Source organism: Blochmannia endosymbiont of Camponotus (Colobopsis) obliquus, assembly GCF_000973545.1.
Lineage (GTDB): Bacteria > Pseudomonadota > Gammaproteobacteria > Enterobacterales > Enterobacteriaceae > Blochmanniella.
The window spans coordinates 494896-515593 of the sequence record NZ_CP010049.1 but is presented as its reverse complement, the minus strand read 5'-3'; the positions used below and the strand labels follow the sequence as shown (position 1 = coordinate 515593).

At 25.7% G+C, this 20698-nt stretch carries 15 protein-coding genes; 6 read left to right on the top strand and 9 right to left on the bottom strand.

Going from position 1 to position 20698, the window contains the following annotated elements:
- Positions 1-281: 281 nt before the first annotated feature.
- Positions 282-689 (bottom strand): histone-like nucleoid-structuring protein H-NS, encoded by a 408-nt coding sequence (gene hns, locus BOBLI757_RS02190; RefSeq protein WP_046305082.1) that lies wholly within the window; start codon positions 687-689, stop codon positions 282-284.
- A gap of 593 nt (positions 690-1282) precedes the next feature.
- Between hns and BOBLI757_RS02185 the strand changes: the two genes are divergently transcribed.
- Positions 1283-1864, top strand: coding sequence for a thymidine kinase (locus BOBLI757_RS02185; RefSeq protein ID WP_046305080.1), 582 nt, complete (start codon positions 1283-1285; stop codon positions 1862-1864).
- Between the two features lie 501 nt (positions 1865-2365).
- On the opposite strand, the gene cls is transcribed toward BOBLI757_RS02185, so the two are convergent.
- From cls to BOBLI757_RS02145, 8 genes are all read right to left on the bottom strand, one after another.
- Positions 2366-3832 carry a cardiolipin synthase gene (cls, locus tag BOBLI757_RS02180; protein ID WP_046305079.1) on the bottom strand — a complete coding sequence of 489 codons (1467 nt, stop codon included), beginning with the start codon at positions 3830-3832 and terminating at the stop codon, positions 2366-2368.
- Positions 3833-4481: 649 nt separating this feature from the next.
- Entirely contained in the window at positions 4482-5210 is a 729-nt protein-coding gene (locus tag BOBLI757_RS02175) for a YciC family protein (protein ID WP_046305077.1), read from the bottom strand.
- A 625-nt stretch (positions 5211-5835) separates the two neighbouring features.
- Positions 5836-6648, bottom strand: coding sequence for a tryptophan synthase subunit alpha (gene trpA, locus BOBLI757_RS02170; protein ID WP_046305075.1), 813 nt, complete (start codon positions 6646-6648; stop codon positions 5836-5838).
- Positions 6641-7834: a tryptophan synthase subunit beta gene (trpB, locus tag BOBLI757_RS02165; protein ID WP_046305073.1), complete on the bottom strand. Its 1194-nt coding sequence runs from the start codon at positions 7832-7834 to the stop codon at positions 6641-6643. The genes trpA and trpB overlap by 8 nt, the downstream gene beginning before the upstream one ends.
- A 54-nt stretch (positions 7835-7888) precedes the next feature.
- Complete coding sequence (gene trpCF, locus BOBLI757_RS02160) at positions 7889-9265, bottom strand: bifunctional indole-3-glycerol-phosphate synthase TrpC/phosphoribosylanthranilate isomerase TrpF (protein ID WP_046305071.1); 1377 nt, start codon at positions 9263-9265, stop codon at positions 7889-7891.
- A complete protein-coding gene (gene trpD, locus BOBLI757_RS02155) occupies positions 9255-10277 on the bottom strand; it encodes an anthranilate phosphoribosyltransferase (protein ID WP_046305069.1) in 1023 nt (340 codons plus the stop codon). Before trpD ends, trpCF begins: the two co-directional genes overlap by 11 nt.
- A gap of 14 nt (positions 10278-10291) precedes the next feature.
- A complete protein-coding gene (locus BOBLI757_RS02150) occupies positions 10292-10885 on the bottom strand; it encodes a glutamine amidotransferase-related protein (protein WP_046305067.1) in 594 nt (197 codons plus the stop codon).
- Positions 10885-12447 (bottom strand): anthranilate synthase component 1, encoded by a 1563-nt coding sequence (locus BOBLI757_RS02145; protein ID WP_046305065.1) that lies wholly within the window; start codon positions 12445-12447, stop codon positions 10885-10887. The genes BOBLI757_RS02150 and BOBLI757_RS02145 overlap by 1 nt, the downstream gene beginning before the upstream one ends.
- A gap of 2740 nt (positions 12448-15187) precedes the next feature.
- Between BOBLI757_RS02145 and BOBLI757_RS03330 the strand changes: the two genes are divergently transcribed.
- The 5 genes from BOBLI757_RS03330 (at position 15188) to asnS (ending at position 20638) form a co-directional block, all read left to right on the top strand.
- Positions 15188-15358, top strand: a complete 171-nt coding sequence (locus BOBLI757_RS03330; RefSeq protein WP_203224895.1) for a hypothetical protein — start codon at positions 15188-15190, stop codon at positions 15356-15358.
- Positions 15359-15533: 175 nt separating this feature from the next.
- Positions 15534-15692, top strand: coding sequence for a hypothetical protein (locus BOBLI757_RS03325; protein WP_337250176.1), 159 nt, complete (start codon positions 15534-15536; stop codon positions 15690-15692).
- Between the two features lie 196 nt (positions 15693-15888).
- Positions 15889-16056 (top strand): hypothetical protein, encoded by a 168-nt coding sequence (locus BOBLI757_RS03320; protein WP_158332968.1) that lies wholly within the window; start codon positions 15889-15891, stop codon positions 16054-16056.
- A 275-nt stretch (positions 16057-16331) separates the two neighbouring features.
- Positions 16332-17306: an HTH-type transcriptional regulator CysB gene (cysB, locus tag BOBLI757_RS02130; protein ID WP_046305063.1), complete on the top strand. Its 975-nt coding sequence runs from the start codon at positions 16332-16334 to the stop codon at positions 17304-17306.
- A 1931-nt stretch (positions 17307-19237) separates the two neighbouring features.
- Positions 19238-20638 (top strand): asparagine--tRNA ligase, encoded by a 1401-nt coding sequence (gene asnS, locus BOBLI757_RS02125; RefSeq protein WP_046305062.1) that lies wholly within the window; start codon positions 19238-19240, stop codon positions 20636-20638.
- The last annotated feature ends 60 nt before the right edge of the window (positions 20639-20698 follow it).

The following is a 20698-nucleotide window of genomic DNA, read 5'->3' as shown; positions in this document are numbered from 1 at the left end:
TTTTATTCATTAAAATAATAGTAATTAACTGTCATTTTTGTGTGTTTATATAAATTATTTAAAAAAATTTTTTGTTTTAACATTTTAAATAATTATGTGAGTAAAAAAACAAAAACGTAATTTAAATTTATTATTAAACTGTAGTTTTATCCTCTAAAGATTAAAATAATTGTATACATTTATAAGAATAATGAAAAGTTAGTTAGAAAAACTTTGTGCCTGCTGTAAAATATCAGCAGGCTTTTTTGTTAGTAAAATTTTTGAAATAAAAGAGTCGTTTTTTATAGTAAAAAATCTTCTAATTTTTTTCCTTCTTTATCAATAGCTTTTTTAATTATTGCTGGCGTTCGTCCTTGTCCTGTCCAAGTTTTGATTTCCCCATTATTATTAATGTATTGATATTTCGCTGGTCTTGTTGCACGTTTTATTTTATTTGGGAATTTTATTGTACTCATGGATTGCAATAACTCATTAGGATCAATTCCATCAGCAATTAACATGTCACGATATTGTTGTAGTTTACGAGAATGTTTTTCGATTTCTGCTTGCGCTTGATTATCTTCTTCTCGTCGTTCGTTAACAACAACTTCTAATTTTTCTAACATTTCTTCTAAAGTTTCCAAAGTACATTCTCTGGCTTGTGCGCGCAAAGTACGTATATTGTTAAGGATTTTTAATGCTTCACTCATTGACTTAATCTCTGATATTATAAATAAATATAAAGTTTTTTCAATAAGAATAGAGTGCTGTTTTATTTTCTGCAATAGCTGTAAGGCATTAATTAAAAATTTTCTTTATAATTTATTTTTAATTTTATATTACTAAGGTTTTTTGTAAAAATTTTAGAATATATTTTAACTTTGTTGCATGTTATTTTTTATTTATAAGTGATTTGTTGTCGTTTAAAATGTATTTTATTATTTTCAATTAATAATATCATGGTATATTATGATTATTTATATTATCAAAATAATGTATAAAAATATTATATTAAGAAATAAAATGTGTTTGGTACGAATAATTTGTAATTCTACAATGAGTATTGTTGATTATTAAAATAATTTTAAGAGTCTTTTTTAGAATAGATATTTAATTGATATTAAAACTTTTAGTTAGTTGATTTTATTGCATAAAATGTTACCTTTATATTTTACAATATTGAATATTTTGATTATGATGGTAATGGTTATCAGTATAATATTAGTATAGTGTGTTTTTGTTAATTTTGTTTAATTTTTTGTTAATTGAATATTGACTGTTAAAGTAGCATAGTAGATTTTAAATGGCTAAACTATATTTTTATTATTCGGCAATGAATGCAGGAAAAACTACTGCGTTATTGCAGTCTTCTTATAATTATCAAGAAAGAGGTATGCGTACTATGATATATACTGCTGAAATTGATAATCGTTTTATTCGGGGTAAAATATGTTCACGAATAGGCATTTCTGCTCACGCAGAAATTTTTAATTGTCAAACAGATTTATTTTTTGATATATCTAGTACACATCATAAGCAATTAATAGACTGTGTTTTAATTGATGAATGTCATTTTCTTCATCGAAAACAGATTATAGATGTAACTAGAATAGTTGATGAATTAAACATTCCAGTATTATGTTATGGACTACGTACTGATTTTCGTGGAAAATTATTTCCTGGTAGTTTGTGGCTTTTAGCGTGGGCGGATAAATTAATTGAATTAAAAACTATATGTCATTGTGGACATCAAGCTAACAGAGTGCTCCGTGTTAATGATCAAGGTAAAGTGATATGTGATGGCAAACAAGTATTTATTGGCGGGAATAATAATTATATTTCAGTATGTCGTAAACATTTTATGGAACAAACCAAAAATGTATAGTTAAACTTATTTAATCATATAATATTCATAGTTATATAGATAATTTATACAATAATATATTTTTATTCTTTTATAATTGTAAATACTATTGTTTTATAGATCTAGTATTTATATATGTTTTTATTTGTATTTATATCAACACATATATTATATGAATATACATGAATTAATATTTAGTATTGTATAGCTTAACAAAATCATTAATATATACAGTTGATATAAATTAATTTATTTATTTTAATTTTAAATATTTGGTATTTTTAATTTATTTAGGGATATTTTTTAAAAAATTTATACAAAGTTTAGTTTATACTTAAAAATAAAACAAAATATATTTTATATTGTTTTGTTGATTATTTTATAATGGCAATGTAAATAACTAATTTTTTTGTTATGGAACTGTTTTCTTTAGTTGTATATTAAATTAGAACAACATTTAATAGTATTTTATATGTTTTATATTATTAAAGGATTATTTACAATCACTTGTTTTATGTAAATTTATAATAAAGGACTAAAGAAATAAAAAAATTTTTCAATAATACGTTGCCAATATGGTCGTTGCAGCCATTTTTTTTGATCAACAAGAACAGATTGTGCAATATAGTTTTTCTGTACTTGCGCCAGAGTGTTTCCAAAATTAGCATCATCTATAATTAAAGTAATTTCAAAATTTATCCATAAACTACGGATGTCGAGATTCACTGTGCCTATTAAGCTTAGTTGTTCGTCTACTAAGACGCTTTTAGTATGTAATAATCCTCCTTCAAATTGATGAATAAGAACACCAGCATCTAATAGTTCATCAAAAAATGATTTGCTAGCCCAATTTACTAAAATGGAATCATTATTCAGTGGAACAATAAGGTGCACTTCAACACCCCTTTGTGCTGCCGTACAAATTGCATGCAAAAGGTCATCACTAGGTACTAAATAAGGAGTTGTAATTATGAGTTGTCTTTGTGCTGCATATAATGATGTAATTAATGCTTGTTGTATCATTCCCTTAGGAAAACCAGGTCCTGATGCAATCACTTGAATAGTATGTTTTGCGATATGTTCTAATGGTAGTAAAGTTGTACTTGTTGGTAATGGCGGTAAAATATGCTCCCCCGTTTCAATTTCCCAATCACAAGAAAAAATAACTCCCATAGTTGGGGTGACTGGACCTTCCATGCGAACCATGATATCAATCCATTGTTGACTTGTGCGTGTTGTTTTTCTAAAGCATAAAGGATCTATCATATTCATACTGCCTGTGTAAGATATATAATTATCAATTAATATCATTTTTCTATGTTGTCTGAGATCCATTCTACGTAAAAAGATACGTAATAGATTAATATTTAGTGCTTCTACGATATGAATGCCAGCTTCTTGCATCATCGCTGGATATGGTCCACGAAAAAAATTGACGCTACCGGCAGAATCTAATATAAGTCTACAGCGTACACCCCGTTGAGATGCTGATATTAATGCTAATATTACTTGATTAACTAATCCTCCTGGATGCCAGATATAAAATATCATATCAATTGTTTTTTGTGCTAATTTAATATCTTGAATTAGCTTTTTTAATATTTTGTCAGTTTCATTGAGTAATTTTATTTTTTTGCCTTTTAATCCGCCCATTCCTTGTCGATGTTCACATAATTGAAATAGAGATTTTGCTACTTCACTTTGTTCGCTAGAAAACAGGTGTTTATTATTTTTTAGCTTATTAATCCAAGTGGTTATTATACGAGGTATTATTTTACTTCTTTTAGCACGTTGTATTCCTACATTTAATTCACCGAACAATAGATAAATAATAATACCTACTACAGGTATAGTATAAATTATTAGCAACCACGATATAGCTGAATTTACAGCACGTCGTTTCATTAATATTCGTAAAGTAATGCTAACGATTAGCAACCAATAACTAAATGGTATAAACCAATTAATAATGTAATAAATTATTACCATGATAGCATTATGAACTTATTTTATATTTAATCAAGTTTATCTTACTTATGTAGTATATTAAAATAAAAGATATTTTATATTTATTGTTTTAATTTAATTAACTTATATCGTTATATATTTTATATATCATAGTTAGAATATGCTTTATTAATAGTTGATTGTTATTTATTATTATTGATATGGTAATGTAAATTGTTCTTAATTAATGTTACATGTAATGTAATAAAATAATGCGTGTAATACATATTCATATTGTTGTTATATATGTAATTTTTATTGAGTTTTATCTTGAAGTTTAATATATTTTATAAAATTTTATCAATAATAAAAATACTGATATTATATTTTGTACAAATAAAATATAAGTTAAATTGTGTATCATTTTATTTTAAGAGATATAATATTTTATGTAAAAATATTTTTATTGAGAGTTGATAATATGAATTTATTAATTATTAATTTAATTTTAACGATTTGAATTTATAGTATTTATAGATTTGTTTAGGTTTTTATTGTAAATTATTTTTATTAGTATATAATTATTATTATAATAAATTATTATTCGTTCTATTATAGATTATATTATATTAAATTTTAAATGAATAAAATATATTTTAAGTTATTGATATAGTATTAATAAGTATACAACTTAACGTATTATCATGTTGAAGCGATAAAGATAAATTAAAAGTAAGGTAGTTATGAAATGATTAAATATATTTAAAAATATTTGTAGTATTACAATAGGGATAAGAGTGAATTGATTAATTATTAATATTATAAAAAATTTTACCGTTAACCCAATTAATATAATTGGTGCAATTAGGTCATAATAAGTACAGGTTAATTTAGCACTTAGGTATAGAGATTCTGCGATAGATAATTTTTTGTTAATAATTAAAATTGGTGCTAAGCTAAAAGCTATAGTTAATAATATACCAGGTATTATTATTAACAAAAGTCCTAATTGTATAGACAACATAATCAATATGATTAATGGTAATAATTTAAAAATTATAGATTTTGCAAAATTTATGAATTGTAAAATATTCAATGATTTGTTATTGGATGTAAGATGTAGAATGGTTAGTATGCCAGTCACTAATAATATGTGACTAATTATATTAGATGTTGTATTAGTAATTAAAATTTGTAATAGAGTATTTTGTTGGTCTATGGATATTTCTTTTAGCATTTGTTGTAAGTTTAAATTTTTAATTTTATTAAGAGCTAAGAGCATATAATTATTTGGCATAAATATATACTTTAATAAAATCTCTGTTCCTGTAGATAATAAAATTAAAAATATTATATTAGTACATTGATTATGGAAAAAATTTACTGTATCTTGAAATAAGGTTTGTTTTGTAATTAGCACACGTTTCCTCTTGATCTAAGGTTAGTGATGTGTATAGTGATTACTAATATTAATTTATTTATGAATATTGTTTTATAAGTATGTAATATATCATGATTTTATGGTTTATTATACTTTTATCATGTATATTTTTGAGCATGGAATCTTAGTAATGTTGCAATATATTATATTATATTATTATAAATTTTATATAAATAAAAATGCAAGAAATAGTTTTTTAATTCATTTAATATTATTTAAATAAAATAAAGAATGTTGTGAATTTATACTATATATAATATAACAATTTATGATTTACTATTATTTGTATTATTATTTTATTTCGAATATGCAATTGTTTTTAAATTTTATATTAAGAGAAAATATATTGATATTATAATATATATCATCTAGCATACTTGTAGTTTAAATACGACCAAGATATTAAAGTTAAATTTTGTGTATACGGTTATATATAATAAATTAATTATTGAGCAATATCGTTAATAATACAATATGAAATGTATTATTTGATTAATGTTATTATTAATATAATAATGAAAATTATTTTTTTGTTGTGACAATAACGTTTTATATTGTTTTATATTATCAATTTTGGTGATGTAATTTATGTATATTATACGTTTCAATTAAGATGCGTAGCTAATTTTATATTTATTATGTATTTTTTTATATTTGTTAGTATTTTTATTGGTGAATCTATATTCTGTTCGATAATTTTGATGACAGCTGATCCAATAATGATTCCTGCCACACCTGTAGTTAGTATTTTACGTACTTGATTTGGTTTAGAAATACCAAATCCTTGTAAAATAGGTGGAGTATTTTTTTTATTTTTTAAAATTTGTATGATTTCTGTTAGACAAATATCATGTCCGGGGTTTATTCCAGTTACGCCAGGACGTGATAATAAGTATATATAACCTTTGCTATATATAGAAATTTTTTGTAATAGATGTTTAGTTGCATTTGGAGGACAAATAAAAACCATTTTGATATTTTTACGTTTAGATATTTTGTAAAATGTTGAACTTTCTTCTAAAGGAAGATCTGCTATTAATATTGAATCAATTCCAATATGCATGCAATATGAATAAAATGCATTAATGCCATATTGAAATATTAAATTTGCATATGTTAATAATCCTATGGGAATTTTGGGATGTTTTAATCTAATTTTTTCTACTAAATTAAAAGCAAGTTTTAATGTTATTCCTGATAGTAAAGAACGTTTCATGGAATTTTGAATTATAGGTCCGTCTGCTAATGGATCAGAAAATGGTATCCCTAATTCTAAGGCATCAGCGCCAGCTTCGATAATTGTATCCACAATATTCATAAAAATATTACCATTTGGATCTCCTATAGTTAAAAATGGTACTAATGCTCCTTCTTTATTTTTTGATAATTTATCAAACATTTGTTGATATCTATTCATTTATTTTCCTATCTTTAATATTATTATATACGGTATGAATATCTTTATCTCCACGCCCAGATAAATTTACTATAATAATTTGTTTTTTATTTTTTTTATTGTTAATTTGTTTTAAAGCATACGCAAGAGCATGTGAGGATTCTAAAGCAGGAATAATACCTTCCTGATTAGATAATAATCGAAATGCATTTAATGCTTCTTCATCTGAGACTGACACATATTTAGCACGACCTATACTATTTAAATAAACATGTTGTGGTCCTACTGAAGGAAAGTCTAGTCCAGCAGAGATAGAGTATGATTGCTTGATTTGTCCTTCTTTAGATTGGAGTATTGATGACTTCATGCCAAAATAAATACCTAAACTACCATGGGTAATTGCTGCGCTATGTTGTTCATGAATTATGCTTTTTCCCCCTCCTTCTACACCTATTAATTTTACTGTTAATTCATCAAGAAAATTTGCAAATATACCTATTGCATTAGATCCTCCGCCTATGCAAGCAATTATAGAGTCAGGTAGAGTCTGTTCGTATCGTTTTATTTGTTTATATGTTTCTTGTCCGATAACACGTTGGAATTCTCGTACAATAGTTGGAAAGGGATGCGGCCCTGCAGCAGTACCTAGTATATAATGAGCGTGATCATAATTTTCTGACCAATCACGAAGTGCTTCATTACAGGCATCTTTTAGAGTAGATGAACCATTATATACAGGAATAACCTTGGTCCCCATTAAACGCATCCGAATAACATTTGTTTTTTGTCGTTCCATGTCTTTTGCTCCCATATATACACGGCATTTTAATTTTAAAAGAGACGCAACCATAGCAGTTGCTACTCCGTGTTGCCCAGCTCCAGTTTCAGCTATAATTTCTGTTTTATGCATATATTTTGCTAGTAATCCTTGTCCTATTACTTGATTTATTTTGTGAGCACCACCGTGTAATAGATCTTCACGTTTTAAATATAATTTGGTATTAGTACCGTGAGTTATATTACGGCATAGAGTTAATGGAGTCGGTCGTCCAGCATATTCATTGAGTAAACATTTTAGTTCTTTTTTAAATGTCATATCCTGATTTAGATTAATGAATGCATCTTCTAGTTTCAGCAATGCTGGGACTAAAATTTGCGGCACATACATACCACCAAATTTTCCAAAATATGAATTGAGTTGTGTCATGTTTTTTATTTAATATTAGTGAATGAATTGATGTTGTTTTTTTGATATAAAGACTTACAAGTTTTTTATTATTTGAAATATTTTTTTTAGTTTATTGTGATTTTTTATTCCAGGTCTTATTTCAACTCCAGAATTGAAATCTAAACCGGCACATTTTAATTTTATTGCAGTAATACAGTTATCTTCTTTTAATCCACCTGCTAATATTATGTTATTTTTTTTTATATTAATGTTATTATCGATTAATTCCCAATTAAATGTTTTTCCACTACCTCCTCCATTGTCTAAAATATAACGATTGATATTATTTAAATATTGTACTTTTGTATCTTTATGATTCATATTAAAAACTTTCCAGATTTGACAATATTTTGGTAGTTTTTTTCGTAATTGATTTATATAAAATTGATTTTCTTTTCCATGTAATTGAACAGCATGCAGCTTGAGTATTTGTGTTACTTTAATAATATGAGATATAGGAGCGTCACAAAACACTCCTATATATAACAAAGATTTAATTTCAGATATTATTGTTTTTGCGGTAAATATGTCTATGCGACGTGGTGACTTATCTATGAAAATTAGACCACCATATACAGCACCTGCTATATATGAAGCTTGAGCATCAACTATACGTGTTAGCCCGCATACTTTATTTTCTCCAAATAATAATTTTCGTACAGTTATATTTAAATCAGTTGCAGCCATTAAAGTACTTCCAATTAAGAACCCATGTACATACTTACTTAATTTAAGTATTTCTTGATGCTTTTTGATTCCAGATTCACTTATAACAATTGTTTCTTTTATTTTTTGTCTAGCAAGATCAATAGTACGATCTAGATTTATTGATAGGTCATGTAAATTACGGTTGTTAATACCTATTACTTTGGCTTTCAATGTTATAGCTCGTTGCCATTCTTCTTGGTTTATCACTTCTGTTAATACACCCATATTTAAGTTGTGAGCTACTGTTGCCAATTTTTTATAGTCATGATCATTAAGTATTGATAACATTAGTAATATTGCATCTGCTCGATGTAATCTAGCAAAAAAAATTTGCCATGAAGAAATGATAAAATCTTTACATAAAATGGGTTGTTTTACCATATTGCTTATTTGGGTAAGAAAACTAAAATTACCATAAAAATATTTTTCATCGGTTAATACTGAAATGACAGATGCATAATGTTTATAAACATTGGCAATATTTTTAAGATTAAAATTTTTTCGTATAATACCTTTTGTTGGTGATGCTTTTTTGCATTCTAGAATAAATATTTTTTGAGGTTTAGTAAGTTCCTGATAAAAATTTCGTACAGAGGGTATAGATTGTTTTTTTATATTTTCTAATGGAAATTGTTCCATCTTTGAAGAAATCCAGCTTTTTTTATGTTTAATGATTTCTTTAAGTAAAGTATTATTTTTCATAATTTTTTATTCCTTTTTTTACTAGCAACATTAAATGTTTATAGGGCATTCCGTTGCGGATATTATCTAATACTAGATTAGTATTGTTATGTAAGTTTTCTTTTCCAAATAATTTAAATAACATTGCTACATTTGCAGATATTATATTTTCATAAACAGGGTCTCCTTTTCCTTGTAATAATTTTTTTGTAAAATTATATTTTTCTTTTTTTGATGCATTTATGACAGTATTAATAATAGGGTAAGAACGTAAACCAAAATCTTCTGCTGTTAGTATATATTTTTCAATTTTACCGTCGTTTAATTCTATAATTTGAATAGGAGCATGTAGCATGATTTCATCCATACCACCACAGTGTACTATTGCGGCGCGTTGATATCCTAATGTTTTTAATATTTTTGCCATTAACAACATTAGTTCTGGTTTATAAACTCCTATTAAAGTTAAGGGTGGTTTTGCGGGATTAATTAATGGTCCGATTATATTGAATAATGTACTTGTTTTTAATTGTTTGCGTACAAACATAGCGTTTTGAAAACCAGTGTAATAATAAGGCGCGTATAAAAAACATATACCTAATTCATCTAAAGTTTTGCGTGATATTTCAGGTGAAGTATTGAGTGGAATTTTAAATTTTTTTATTAGATCAGCTGATCCTGTTTCGCTAGAAATACTATGATTACCATGTTTAGCTATTCGTATTCCACAACTTGCAGCAACAATTGCACTAATTGTTGAAATATTAATATTATTACTATTATCTCCGCCAGTTCCGGTGATATCAGCAAATAAATAATTAGGACTTGGAAAAGGTTTTGCATGCTTTAGTAAAGCATTAATGGCTCCAATGATTTCTTCTAAGGATTCACCACGAATTTTCATACACATAAGCATTGCTGCTATTTGTACTGGTGATAAATTATTTTGAATAATTTTTTCAAATATTATTTTGCTTTGTTCACGATTGATAAATTTTCCTTGATAAAGTTTTTGTAGTATGATATTACACATAATGTTTTAATTCCTTATAATATTTTTTCATCCGCTGCCCAGTTGATTGTTTGATTAAGTAATTTTTCTCCATGAGTAGTTAAAATAGATTCTGGATGAAATTGGAATCCACATATTTTATTGTTATTATCACGTACAGCCATGACTATTTTTTGTTCAAAGTGGGCATTGATTGTTAAAGAATGAGGTATATATGTTCCAATTAACGAATGGTACCTTGCTACTGTTAATGGGTTGGGAAGTCCATAAAACATATCTAAATTATCATGTTTAATAAGTGATGCTTTTCCGTGCAAAATTTCTTTTGTTTGCTCTATATTTCCTCCATAGAATTCTATTATGGCTTGATGACCGAGACAAATACCTATAATTGGTATTTTACCATGTAATTTTTTTAATAATTGAGGCATACATCCAGCATTTTTTGGTAATCCTGGTCCTGGTGAAAGAATGAGAATAGGTTTTTGCATTTTATGTAATGCTTGTACTATTATTTCAATTGGTAGCTGATTGATATAAATTGATACATGATGTTTATTTATACGTAATTGATCTACCAAATTATAAGCAAAAGAATCAAGATTATTAAGTAATAGAATGTTAGCCATTAAATATTTTCCCTATAAGAATGAGTATTAATTATGGCGTGTAGAACAGCAAGTGCTTTATTACGACTTTCTTCAGCTTCTATTTGAGGAATTGAATCTAGCACGATACCAGCACCAGCTTGAACTGTGGCAATTCCTTGTTCTATATATGCTGAACGAATAACAATACATGTATCTAGAGAACCGTTGCCTGTAAGATAACCAATAGCGCCCCCATAACTACCACGTCGTTCTCCTTCTACTTCAGCTATAAGTTGCATAGCTCTAATTTTTGGAGCACCGCTTAATGTGCCCATATTCATACAAGCGCGATAAGCATGTAAAGCGTCTAAGTTTGTACGTAATTTACCTACTACTCTAGAAACTAAATGCATGACAAATGAGTAGCGATCTACTTTAATGAGATCAGCAACATAACGGCTTCCTGGTTCACATACTCTTGCTAAATCATTGCGTGCTAAATCTACTAACATGAAATGTTCTGCTAGTTCTTTATGATTTGAACGCATTTCACATTCAATACGATTATCAAGATCTATATTTAATGTTCCATCATGATGCTTACCTCTAGGTCGTGTTCCAGCTATAGGATATATTTCAATTTGTCGATTATTAGCATTATATTTTAAGGAACTTTCTGGAGAGGCTCCAAATAATGTGAATATTTCATCTTGCATAAAAAACATATAAGGGCTAGGATTATTTTTTTTCAATGTTTGATAAGTAGCAAGAGGTGATGGACAAGGCAGGAAAAATTGACGCGAAGGAACCGCTTGAAAGATTTCTCCTTTATAAATTGATTTTTTTATGTATTGTATTATTTTATTATATTCTTCATCGTTTTTATTGGACTTGATTGTTAAGTTATTAATTTTTTGAGAATAAATTGGCTGCAATTCTTGGTAAAGTTGTTTCTTCAGTTTTTTTATTCTTTGTTGTAGTCTGATTTTTTCTGAACGATTATTTGTAAATAAACTACTTTGTAGTTTGCAAGTATATTTTTGATGGTCTAAGATTAAAAGCGTTTCAGCTAAATAAAAACAATAATCTGGACATTTTGGTCCTTTTGTAAGTATGGGTATTGATTCAAAATATGATACTAAATCATATGAAAATAGTCCAGCTAGAAACATAGCTGTGGAGGATTGTTCTGGTTGTATTACTATTTTTGTTAATAGGCGTAAACAATCGAATATTGATAAAGATTGTAAATGGGTATCTTCATCTGTCATAGATATTATGTTTGGAAAAATCAATTTTCTTCCATTTTTAAATGAGCAAATTTTTACTTCTTTTGGTAAAACTTTATCTAATAGTGTTAGTAATTCTGCTCCATTGATTGTTATTGCTTTTAGAATTACAATCTTACCTAGTGCACTTATTCTTAAAGCACTATCTATTACCATCATACTTTTTAAGTTTTGTTTTTCGTTAATTGCTGCTGTTTCTAATAATAATGTAGATGTGCGTTTACCACATAGTTGGTTAAATATCATAGTAGGATCAGCGTGATATGGTGCTATACTTTCAAGTAATTCTATTTGATGGAAACCGAATGTCATTATTATTTTCCTAGAATTTTTTATCGAAAATTTTTGTAGAGTTTGTGTGATTGATGGTTTTTATTTTAAATATTAATTGCGATGTTAAAAATAATTTAAATGATGATCATATTTTGAATGTTAGTAAAATTCGATTTATACGTATTATATTAGTAAACTATTTAATGTAAGAAATGTCAATGTTAATTGTTTATGATATTTGATAGGGTGTTGTGAATATATTACTAGATATATATTTTGTGCTTGTTTTTTTCGTTTGTCATGTAATACTTATTATAGCCTGGTTATATATATGTGATGTAAAGGTATTAAAAGTAAACTAAAGCTTCGATATTTTGAATGGGGAGTTATTACGGGCGATTAAGTTATTATTGTTTTAGTATTTTGTTTCATCATGATGTTTATCATTTATTATGCTATCTATTATTGCATTATTACATTTATTTTACCATTAGTTTCATGTTCTTTATTTTAATTTTTAATAGTTAATGCAATAATAAAAATAAAATTTTTGATAATTAATAACAATTTTAACAAATATTTAGCCATTAGTAATCATTATATGTAATAATGTGATTATATTATATGACATACATGACACTTGTGAACTATAAATGACTGTATACACTATGTTTATTTCGATACTTTATTTCATACTGGACGATGATAAGTTATATACTTATGTGCATGACAATATATGATGAAATATATCAAAAATGTAATATATACTGTATTTTGTCCACGATTATTTTTTGTATTATCTTGTTGTTTGTAATATATTCACATTATTTGAATAATGTGTTTGTGCTATATACAAAGTCATTGTGTTTAATTTTGTTTTGGATAATTAAGTTGTCAGAGATATGGTATTTTGATAGTTTTAATAATATGAAATAATATTTAGTATTAATGATTATAAATATAATATTTTAATAAATAGTGGCACAGTAAACAGCAAAGTTGTGTAATTTTGAGAAATCGGGATTAATAATCTATAGTTAATGTTTTATAAATTAAAATTAAATATTTTATATTTTACTATATAAATAGCCAAGGTGTTATGTTTTTAGATTACATTTTAATCTTATCTATGATACTATGCCTAGGGTATAAATGAGTAAATTCCCTGTGATGATTGAATTTCCAAATTAAAGTCGAGATTATTAGTAAATATTTAGATAATAATTATCTTGTTCGATCGAGTTTTGATCATATTCGTGATTTATTTGTTAATGATATCATTTCATTTGTAATAAATGTTATAATTATAGTTATGCAATAAAAGATGTGAATTTTTAAAAAGCTATTTGTGAATGCATAGGTATTGATCTTTATCACGCATGATAAGCACAATATAAAGTATTGCTTGGTAAATAAAAGGTTGTTGATTAATTAAAAGATTTGGTTAAAAACGTTAATCATATTTATTTTGCTACTGATTTTGCTCGCGAAGGATAAGTTATTATTTAGCATTTACAAGAAGTAAGTGATGGTGAAAAAAAAATAAAATTTAGTAGAGTAATTTTTTAATAAAAGTACTCGTGCTGCTATTATTAATTCATTTAAAGATTCTGTCAAAATAGATATTCATACAGTACGTGTACAGCAAGCACGATATTTGATGAATCACATGGTGGGACATATGAGTCAACTTTATTGTGGAAAATTTTTAAGAGGTTTCTCTGCTGGTCGTACACAAATCTGTAGCGGTAAGATTAATAGTTAATCGTGAAAACAAAATAAAGATTTTTGTACCAAAAAATATTGGAAACTTCATGTTTATTTAGATAATATTTATGAAGAACAGATTTGCGTGCAGGTAACTCATCACAATCATACATTATTTAAGCCAGTTAATATCCGTCAGGTCAAAAGGCTAAGAAAATATTAAATATTTTTGCAGTATATAATTAAAGATAAAATGTGATCAACATATTTATTGCATTTCCTCTATCATTGCTACTTTTACTTTGCAGCGATTAACTCATCTTGTTTAAGATATACTACAAAAAAAAAGAATTATGTATTAGCGCAATAACTATATGAATTAGGATATATAATGTATATTTGCATGGATTTTGCTGATTCCAGTAAGTATGTGTTAGTTATGGTTTGTACTTATATAAAAAATTTTTTTGGTAGTATATTTATACTTAAGAAATTCCAATTGATATTTTAATAAAAATAATTTCCAAGTAGTTCATGAGGCTATTCGTCTTTTAAATGTTTATGTCTTAGAAAAACGTATGCAAAATATTAATATAAAATGCTTGACAACTATATAAGTTGATTTTTTGTGTCAATTTATTATTGCTTCTCAAATGATGTTAGTAAGATATTATTAATACTATAATTATTATATATATTGGTGAATTTCAACTAGATTTTTTATATGAAAGAGCTAGAGTGTTGCGGTCGGTTAAAAGTTATGTCCAAAAACTTTCAGAAAGATAAAAAAACGTGTATTATCACGTATGGTATAGTTGGTCAACTTTGAAGTGTACAAAAGTTAATTTTTAGTCAACATTTTATTCAACCTATCAATACGATATGCTGAATCTTCTTGAATGAAAGAATTGGAAACAAAAAAAATATTGCTTGCCCATTAAAAATATGCATCTATTATTTCCACTATACAGGAACGTAAATATGTGTGTGTTGATAATTTTTTTTGTTTTTTATACTGAACAAAGTGGGTGAAATTGTTACAAATAGATTAGTGAGAAGTTTTTGTGAGTTAATGGATTATAAATTTACTGATAATAAGAAAAATTTGCTTGATCAAATTGCCAGTTGTAAACAAGAATGGAAAAGTGTATTAGATGATTTTTTTATTAAATTTAATAAACAATTAATTACAGATAAAGGAGCTTCAATAGAAGGTGGCATGCAACCTAATTTCATTTGGTAATAACCAACATTGCTTGTGTAATATGTAGTTGTAAAATAGTTATATAAAATGAAAATTACAGGTATATTGTTTATTTGTTTGGGATACAACAATTTAATTTTTAAAAATAAATGTAGATACGTAGTAAATCTTATGTATATAAAAGAAAGAACGTGATTAGTTTTTTTTACGATGTATTAAATGTAACATTATTATGGACAATTATTTTGTTAATCAATGTCAAAAATTATATATTTGTGGCACAAGTCCATTGTATGACGGTTATGAAGTTAAAAATAGCAATTTTGATATTAATGATTATGGTCTTTTATCATCAAAAATATATAAAGTGTAGTGATATTATGTGTTTAAAATTTGGCAAATTTGGAAAATATATATGTTGTACTAATTTATTTTGCGAAAATATTTGTAGAATTTTACATAATGGTATTGTTGTTTCTTTTTAAAAAAATATTTATTCCTTTACCGGAACTTGTATGAAAAAATTTTTTTTGTTTATTTTATTTATGTAATGAAGTATCTAATGTTTTTTGGCTACTAATACTTTTCTTAAATTTCGTGAAACAAAATCTCTTTTAGTAAAAGAATTAATTAGATGTCGTAATAAATTACCTAAAAGTTTGTATTATCTTGCAGATGCTTCCATTCAAGATAATAATGGTAATAAAATCGTGGTAAGATTTTATTGTAAAAAATAACAATATGTTATTTCTAAATTAAAAACAAACACTGTTGGTTCTGATTATTTTTTATTCATGGACAATGCAAATTGCAAATAAGTAATATTATCTTAATTTATAAAATTTTTGAAAATATAAGGTGTATTCTTATCTATTTAAGATTAAAATAAGTTAAGAAATATGCAATTATTATTATTTATTATTATAATAATAGTTATTTTTTTAGGTTCATATTTATATTTATTAATTATTTTAGTGTTGTGCAAGTGTTTGTATCATCTGAGGTTGATCTGATGAAATTACAGCAATTACGTTATATTGTGGAAGTTCTTAATCATAATCTTAATGTTTCTTCTACAGCTGAAAGTTTGTATACTTCTCAGCCCGGAGTGAGTAAACAAATTAGAATGTTAGAAGATGAATTAGGTATACAGATTTTTATACGTAGCGGCAAACATTTGACTCAAGTAACTTCAGCTGGTAAAGAAATAATTCGTATTGCTAGTGATATATTATCTAAAATTGATGCAATTCGATTTGTTGCTAAAGAACATACAGATCCTAATAAGGGTAAATTATGTTTAGCTACTACACATACTCAAGCTAGATATATTTTGCCAAATGTTATTAGAGAATTTGTTAAGCTGTATCCTTATATATCCTTTTGTGTATATCAGGGATCACCGTTGCAAATAGCAGAAGCTGTTTATAAAGGATTAGTTGATTTTGTTATCACGACAGAAGTAGCACATATATATAGTGATTTAATTATGTTACCTTGTTATTTTTGGAGCAAGGTAATTGTTTTATTACCTAATCATTCTTTGTCAATTAAAAAATCTGTTACTATTGAAGAGTTAGCAACTTATCCTTTAGTAACGTATACTTTTGATTTTACTGGTTATTCTGATCTTGATATTGCTTTTACTCGTGCTGGTTTAACACCAAAAATTATATTTACTACGACTGATTCTGATATCATTAAAACATATGTTAGAATGGGTTTAGGTGTAGGAATAATTTCCAGTATAGCAGTAAATTCAGAATCTGATTCTGATTTGATAACGATCAATGCTAGTTCTTTGTTTTCTCGAAGTATTACTAAAATAGGATTTCGTCGTAGTATATTTCTACGTAATTATATGTATGATTTTATTTATATTTTTGCATCACACTTAACTCGTGAAGTCGTTGATGCAGCAATTGCTTTACGTTCTAATAAAGACATTGATTATATGTTTAAAAATATTAAATTACCTTTTAAATAAAGTAATTCTAGTGTTTTATTTTAAAATAAAAAAAATTTTTTATTTTGTGTATGTATGTTTTTATATATTTATTTTAATAAAGGTATTTTATTAATAATTATTGTATATGAATAATTGGTGTTTGTTAACTTAAATAATTTTAGAAAATTTTTTTATTATTACCAAATTTTTTCATATATATAAGTTTTATATTATACAAAATAATGCACAAATATGGTTGCAATTATTTGTTGTTGTTTTAAATAATATTCAATTTACAATTTGCACAGTAAAGATCTAAAACGCGTATTATTTTTACAGATATATAAAAAATGATCCATTTTATATGCTTGAATATTTAAATAACTGGCATTTTTGGATTATGATTGACGGTGTGAAAGGTATTAGTTCACTGAAAATTAATGTGTGATTTTTTTAGTATATTTATTTTTTTTGAAGATTATGTGTTGCAAGTTAGATTATTTTATTTGTAATAATGTAAACATATCAGTACATAAAGTAAAATTGTGTTCATTTTTCAGAAAATCTAGTTGTTGATTAGTTTTAATTGTGTTAATTCCATTGTTTTGTAATGCATAAGTTTTGATTTGATTTAATCATTCAATATTATAATCTTCTTGTATTATATGATATAGTGCGACTTTTAATTGCAAACCGTAATCATAACACAAACTAAACACAGCATTACCAGTTAAACATTCAGGATGTGTATGTGATAATATTGGACCAGTTTTGTTAATATTGCTATAAATTAATGTTATATGATTATTTTTATTTTTTATTTATTCGATATCCATAATTACAAAATTTCCTAAGCATATAGGTAATTGTGCTTTTATAATGCGTTTGATTTTGTATATTTTTCCATACATATCATGTATATTGTCAACGTTTTATTAATTATTAATTCGGTTATGTTTTATTATTTTTGAATAATTATTATGAATATTTTATATAATTTGTATTTGCGATTATTAGAGTTGAATTGTTCATTCATTATTATTATTTTAGTTAATTGTTCTGTTATCCTATAAATAATATTTGTGTAATAAAATATAATACGTAAAGATAAATAGATAAAATTAAATGATATATGCTATTAATTAACTATTTTAGTGGGATCTTAATAATATAGCAGTTTTAATTAAAATATGTACAATGTGTTTTATTTATTTTGTGTCATTGTGCTGGATTTTTAGTGATTATATTATTTTAACTAAATTATATTTTAGTATTGTTTGAATATAAAGATTTGAGTAATATGTTTGTTTTATGTTTGATACCAGCAAAACAGTGATTTAAGGTTTTTTTTTCAGTTTGTTGATTTATTTAGATGCAAGATTAAATTGGTATTGTATAATTTTTTTAATTAGAAATGATGGCATTTATTGTTCTATATATTTTTTTGCGATTTTAACTTAAGTTATTAAATTATATTTTATAGTGAGTTGATTTTATTTATATGTGTGTATTAATAGTGTAATTATCAAATTATTAGTAATATGATGATGATGTATGGTTAACATATTGTAATACAATTTTTTATTTTTATGGATTGAGTAGTTTTTTTTAAATGTAGTAGAATAATTGTTAAAGTTTATTTTTAAGTAAAGTGACATATGTAGTTTAATATTTCAAGCTATAGGTACTTTGTAATATTCAACTATATTTAATGAATATTTAAGCAGTGGAAATTTATGTAATTAATGCATATTAATTTGCATAAGAATTATAAATTTGATATATGTTACGTTTTTGACTAATAAAAATGTCTTATATTTAATTTTATTTATTTAACGTTAGGATTATTGGTGCAATTACATGTTTGTAATTATAGTAATTTTTATGGATTTTTTAATTATTTGATGTAATATCAATCGTTAGGTATGTGGTTTTACAAATATATCTGGTTTTTATTAATAGAGAATTTCATGAAAATTGTATCTGTAAATGATATCTTGAATGAAAAGATAATAATTAATACTCAAGTAGTTGTTCAAGGTTGGGTACGTACTAGACGAGATTCAAAAGCTAAAATTTCTTTTCTTGCCGTTTATGATGGTTCTTGTTTTGCAACGCTGCAAGTTATCATTAATCATACATTGTGTAATTATCAAAATGATGTGTTACATCTTACCACGGGTTGTTCAGTAAAAATTGAGGGCAGAGTAGTAAAGTCTATTGGGAATAAACAGAAATTTGAAGTTCAAGCAACAATGGTTGAAATATTAGGTTGGGTGCATGATCCAAATACTTATCCAATATCTGCAAAATGGCATAGTATGGAACATTTAAGAAAAGTAGTTCATTTACGACCACGTACTAATATAATTGGTGTAATATCGCGCATCAGACATATTTTAGCACAAACGATTCATTGTTATATGAATGAACAGGGTTTTTTTTGGATAACTACTCCTATTATTACTGCATGTGATACTGAAGGTACTAGCAAAATGTTTCGTGTTTCTACCTTAGATTTAGAGAATTTGCCGTATACATCATATAGAAAAATAAATTATAAAAAAGATTTTTTTGGTCGGGAGGTTTTTTTAACTGTATCTGGTCAATTGAATTGTGAAAGTTATGCATGTGCGTTATCAAAAGTGTATACTTTTGGTCCTACTTTTCGCGCGGAAGAATCTAATACAAATCATCATTTAGCAGAATTTTGGATGCTAGAACCAGAGATGGCTTTTGCTAATTTAGAAGATATTTCTTTTTTTGTAATATCTCTGTTAAAACATGTTGTTAAAATTTTATTAAATGAATGTGAGGATGATATTTTGTTTCTTTCTAAAAGGATAGATAAAAATATTTTTAATCGTTTGGAAAATTTCATTAACAATAAGTTGATTTGTATCACTTACAATGAAGTAGTGGATATTTTAAAAAAATTTGATAACCAATTTATTCATCCAATATCTTGGGGCAAAAATCTTGGTTCTGAACATGAAAGATTTTTGACAGAAACGTATTTTAAATCTCCTATAATAATCATAAATTATCCAAAAGATACTAAAGCCTTTTATATGCGTCTTAATGATGATTTTAAAACTGTTGCAGCTATGGATTTGATAGTACCAATAATTGGTGAAATAGTTGGGGGGTCTCAAAGGGAAGAGCGTCTTGATATTTTAGATTTAAGATTGGAGGAGCTTGGGTTAAATAAAGAAAATTATTGTTGGTATCGTGATCTTCGTCGTTATGGTACTGTTCCTCATTCAGGATTTGGATTGGGTTTTGAAAGATTATTGTTGTATATTACTGGTATGCAAAATATTAAAGATGTGATTCCTTTTCCTAGATACCCCGATAAAGTTGATTTTTGATTTTATTTATAAAAAAAATGATTTTTTTTAATAATTTTATTATATTTTTGTAATTTTTAA

Coding starts and splice junctions, on each gene's coding strand:
- hns (WP_046305082.1), bottom strand. CDS start 689: ATGAGTGAAGCATTAAAAATCCTTAACAATATACGTACTTTGCGCGCA.
- BOBLI757_RS02185 (WP_046305080.1), top strand. CDS start 1,283: ATGGCTAAACTATATTTTTATTATTCGGCAATGAATGCAGGAAAAACT.
- cls (WP_046305079.1), bottom strand. CDS start 3,832: ATGGTAATAATTTATTACATTATTAATTGGTTTATACCATTTAGTTAT.
- trpA (WP_046305075.1), bottom strand. CDS start 6,648: ATGAATAGATATCAACAAATGTTTGATAAATTATCAAAAAATAAAGAA.
- trpB (WP_046305073.1), bottom strand. CDS start 7,834: ATGACACAACTCAATTCATATTTTGGAAAATTTGGTGGTATGTATGTG.
- trpCF (WP_046305071.1), bottom strand. CDS start 9,265: ATGAAAAATAATACTTTACTTAAAGAAATCATTAAACATAAAAAAAGC.
- trpD (WP_046305069.1), bottom strand. CDS start 10,277: ATGTGTAATATCATACTACAAAAACTTTATCAAGGAAAATTTATCAAT.
- BOBLI757_RS02150 (WP_046305067.1), bottom strand. CDS start 10,885: ATGGCTAACATTCTATTACTTAATAATCTTGATTCTTTTGCTTATAAT.
- BOBLI757_RS02145 (WP_046305065.1), bottom strand. CDS start 12,447: ATGACATTCGGTTTCCATCAAATAGAATTACTTGAAAGTATAGCACCA.
- BOBLI757_RS03330 (WP_203224895.1), top strand. CDS start 15,188: ATGGATTATAAATTTACTGATAATAAGAAAAATTTGCTTGATCAAATT.
- cysB (WP_046305063.1), top strand. CDS start 16,332: ATGAAATTACAGCAATTACGTTATATTGTGGAAGTTCTTAATCATAAT.
- asnS (WP_046305062.1), top strand. CDS start 19,238: ATGAAAATTGTATCTGTAAATGATATCTTGAATGAAAAGATAATAATT.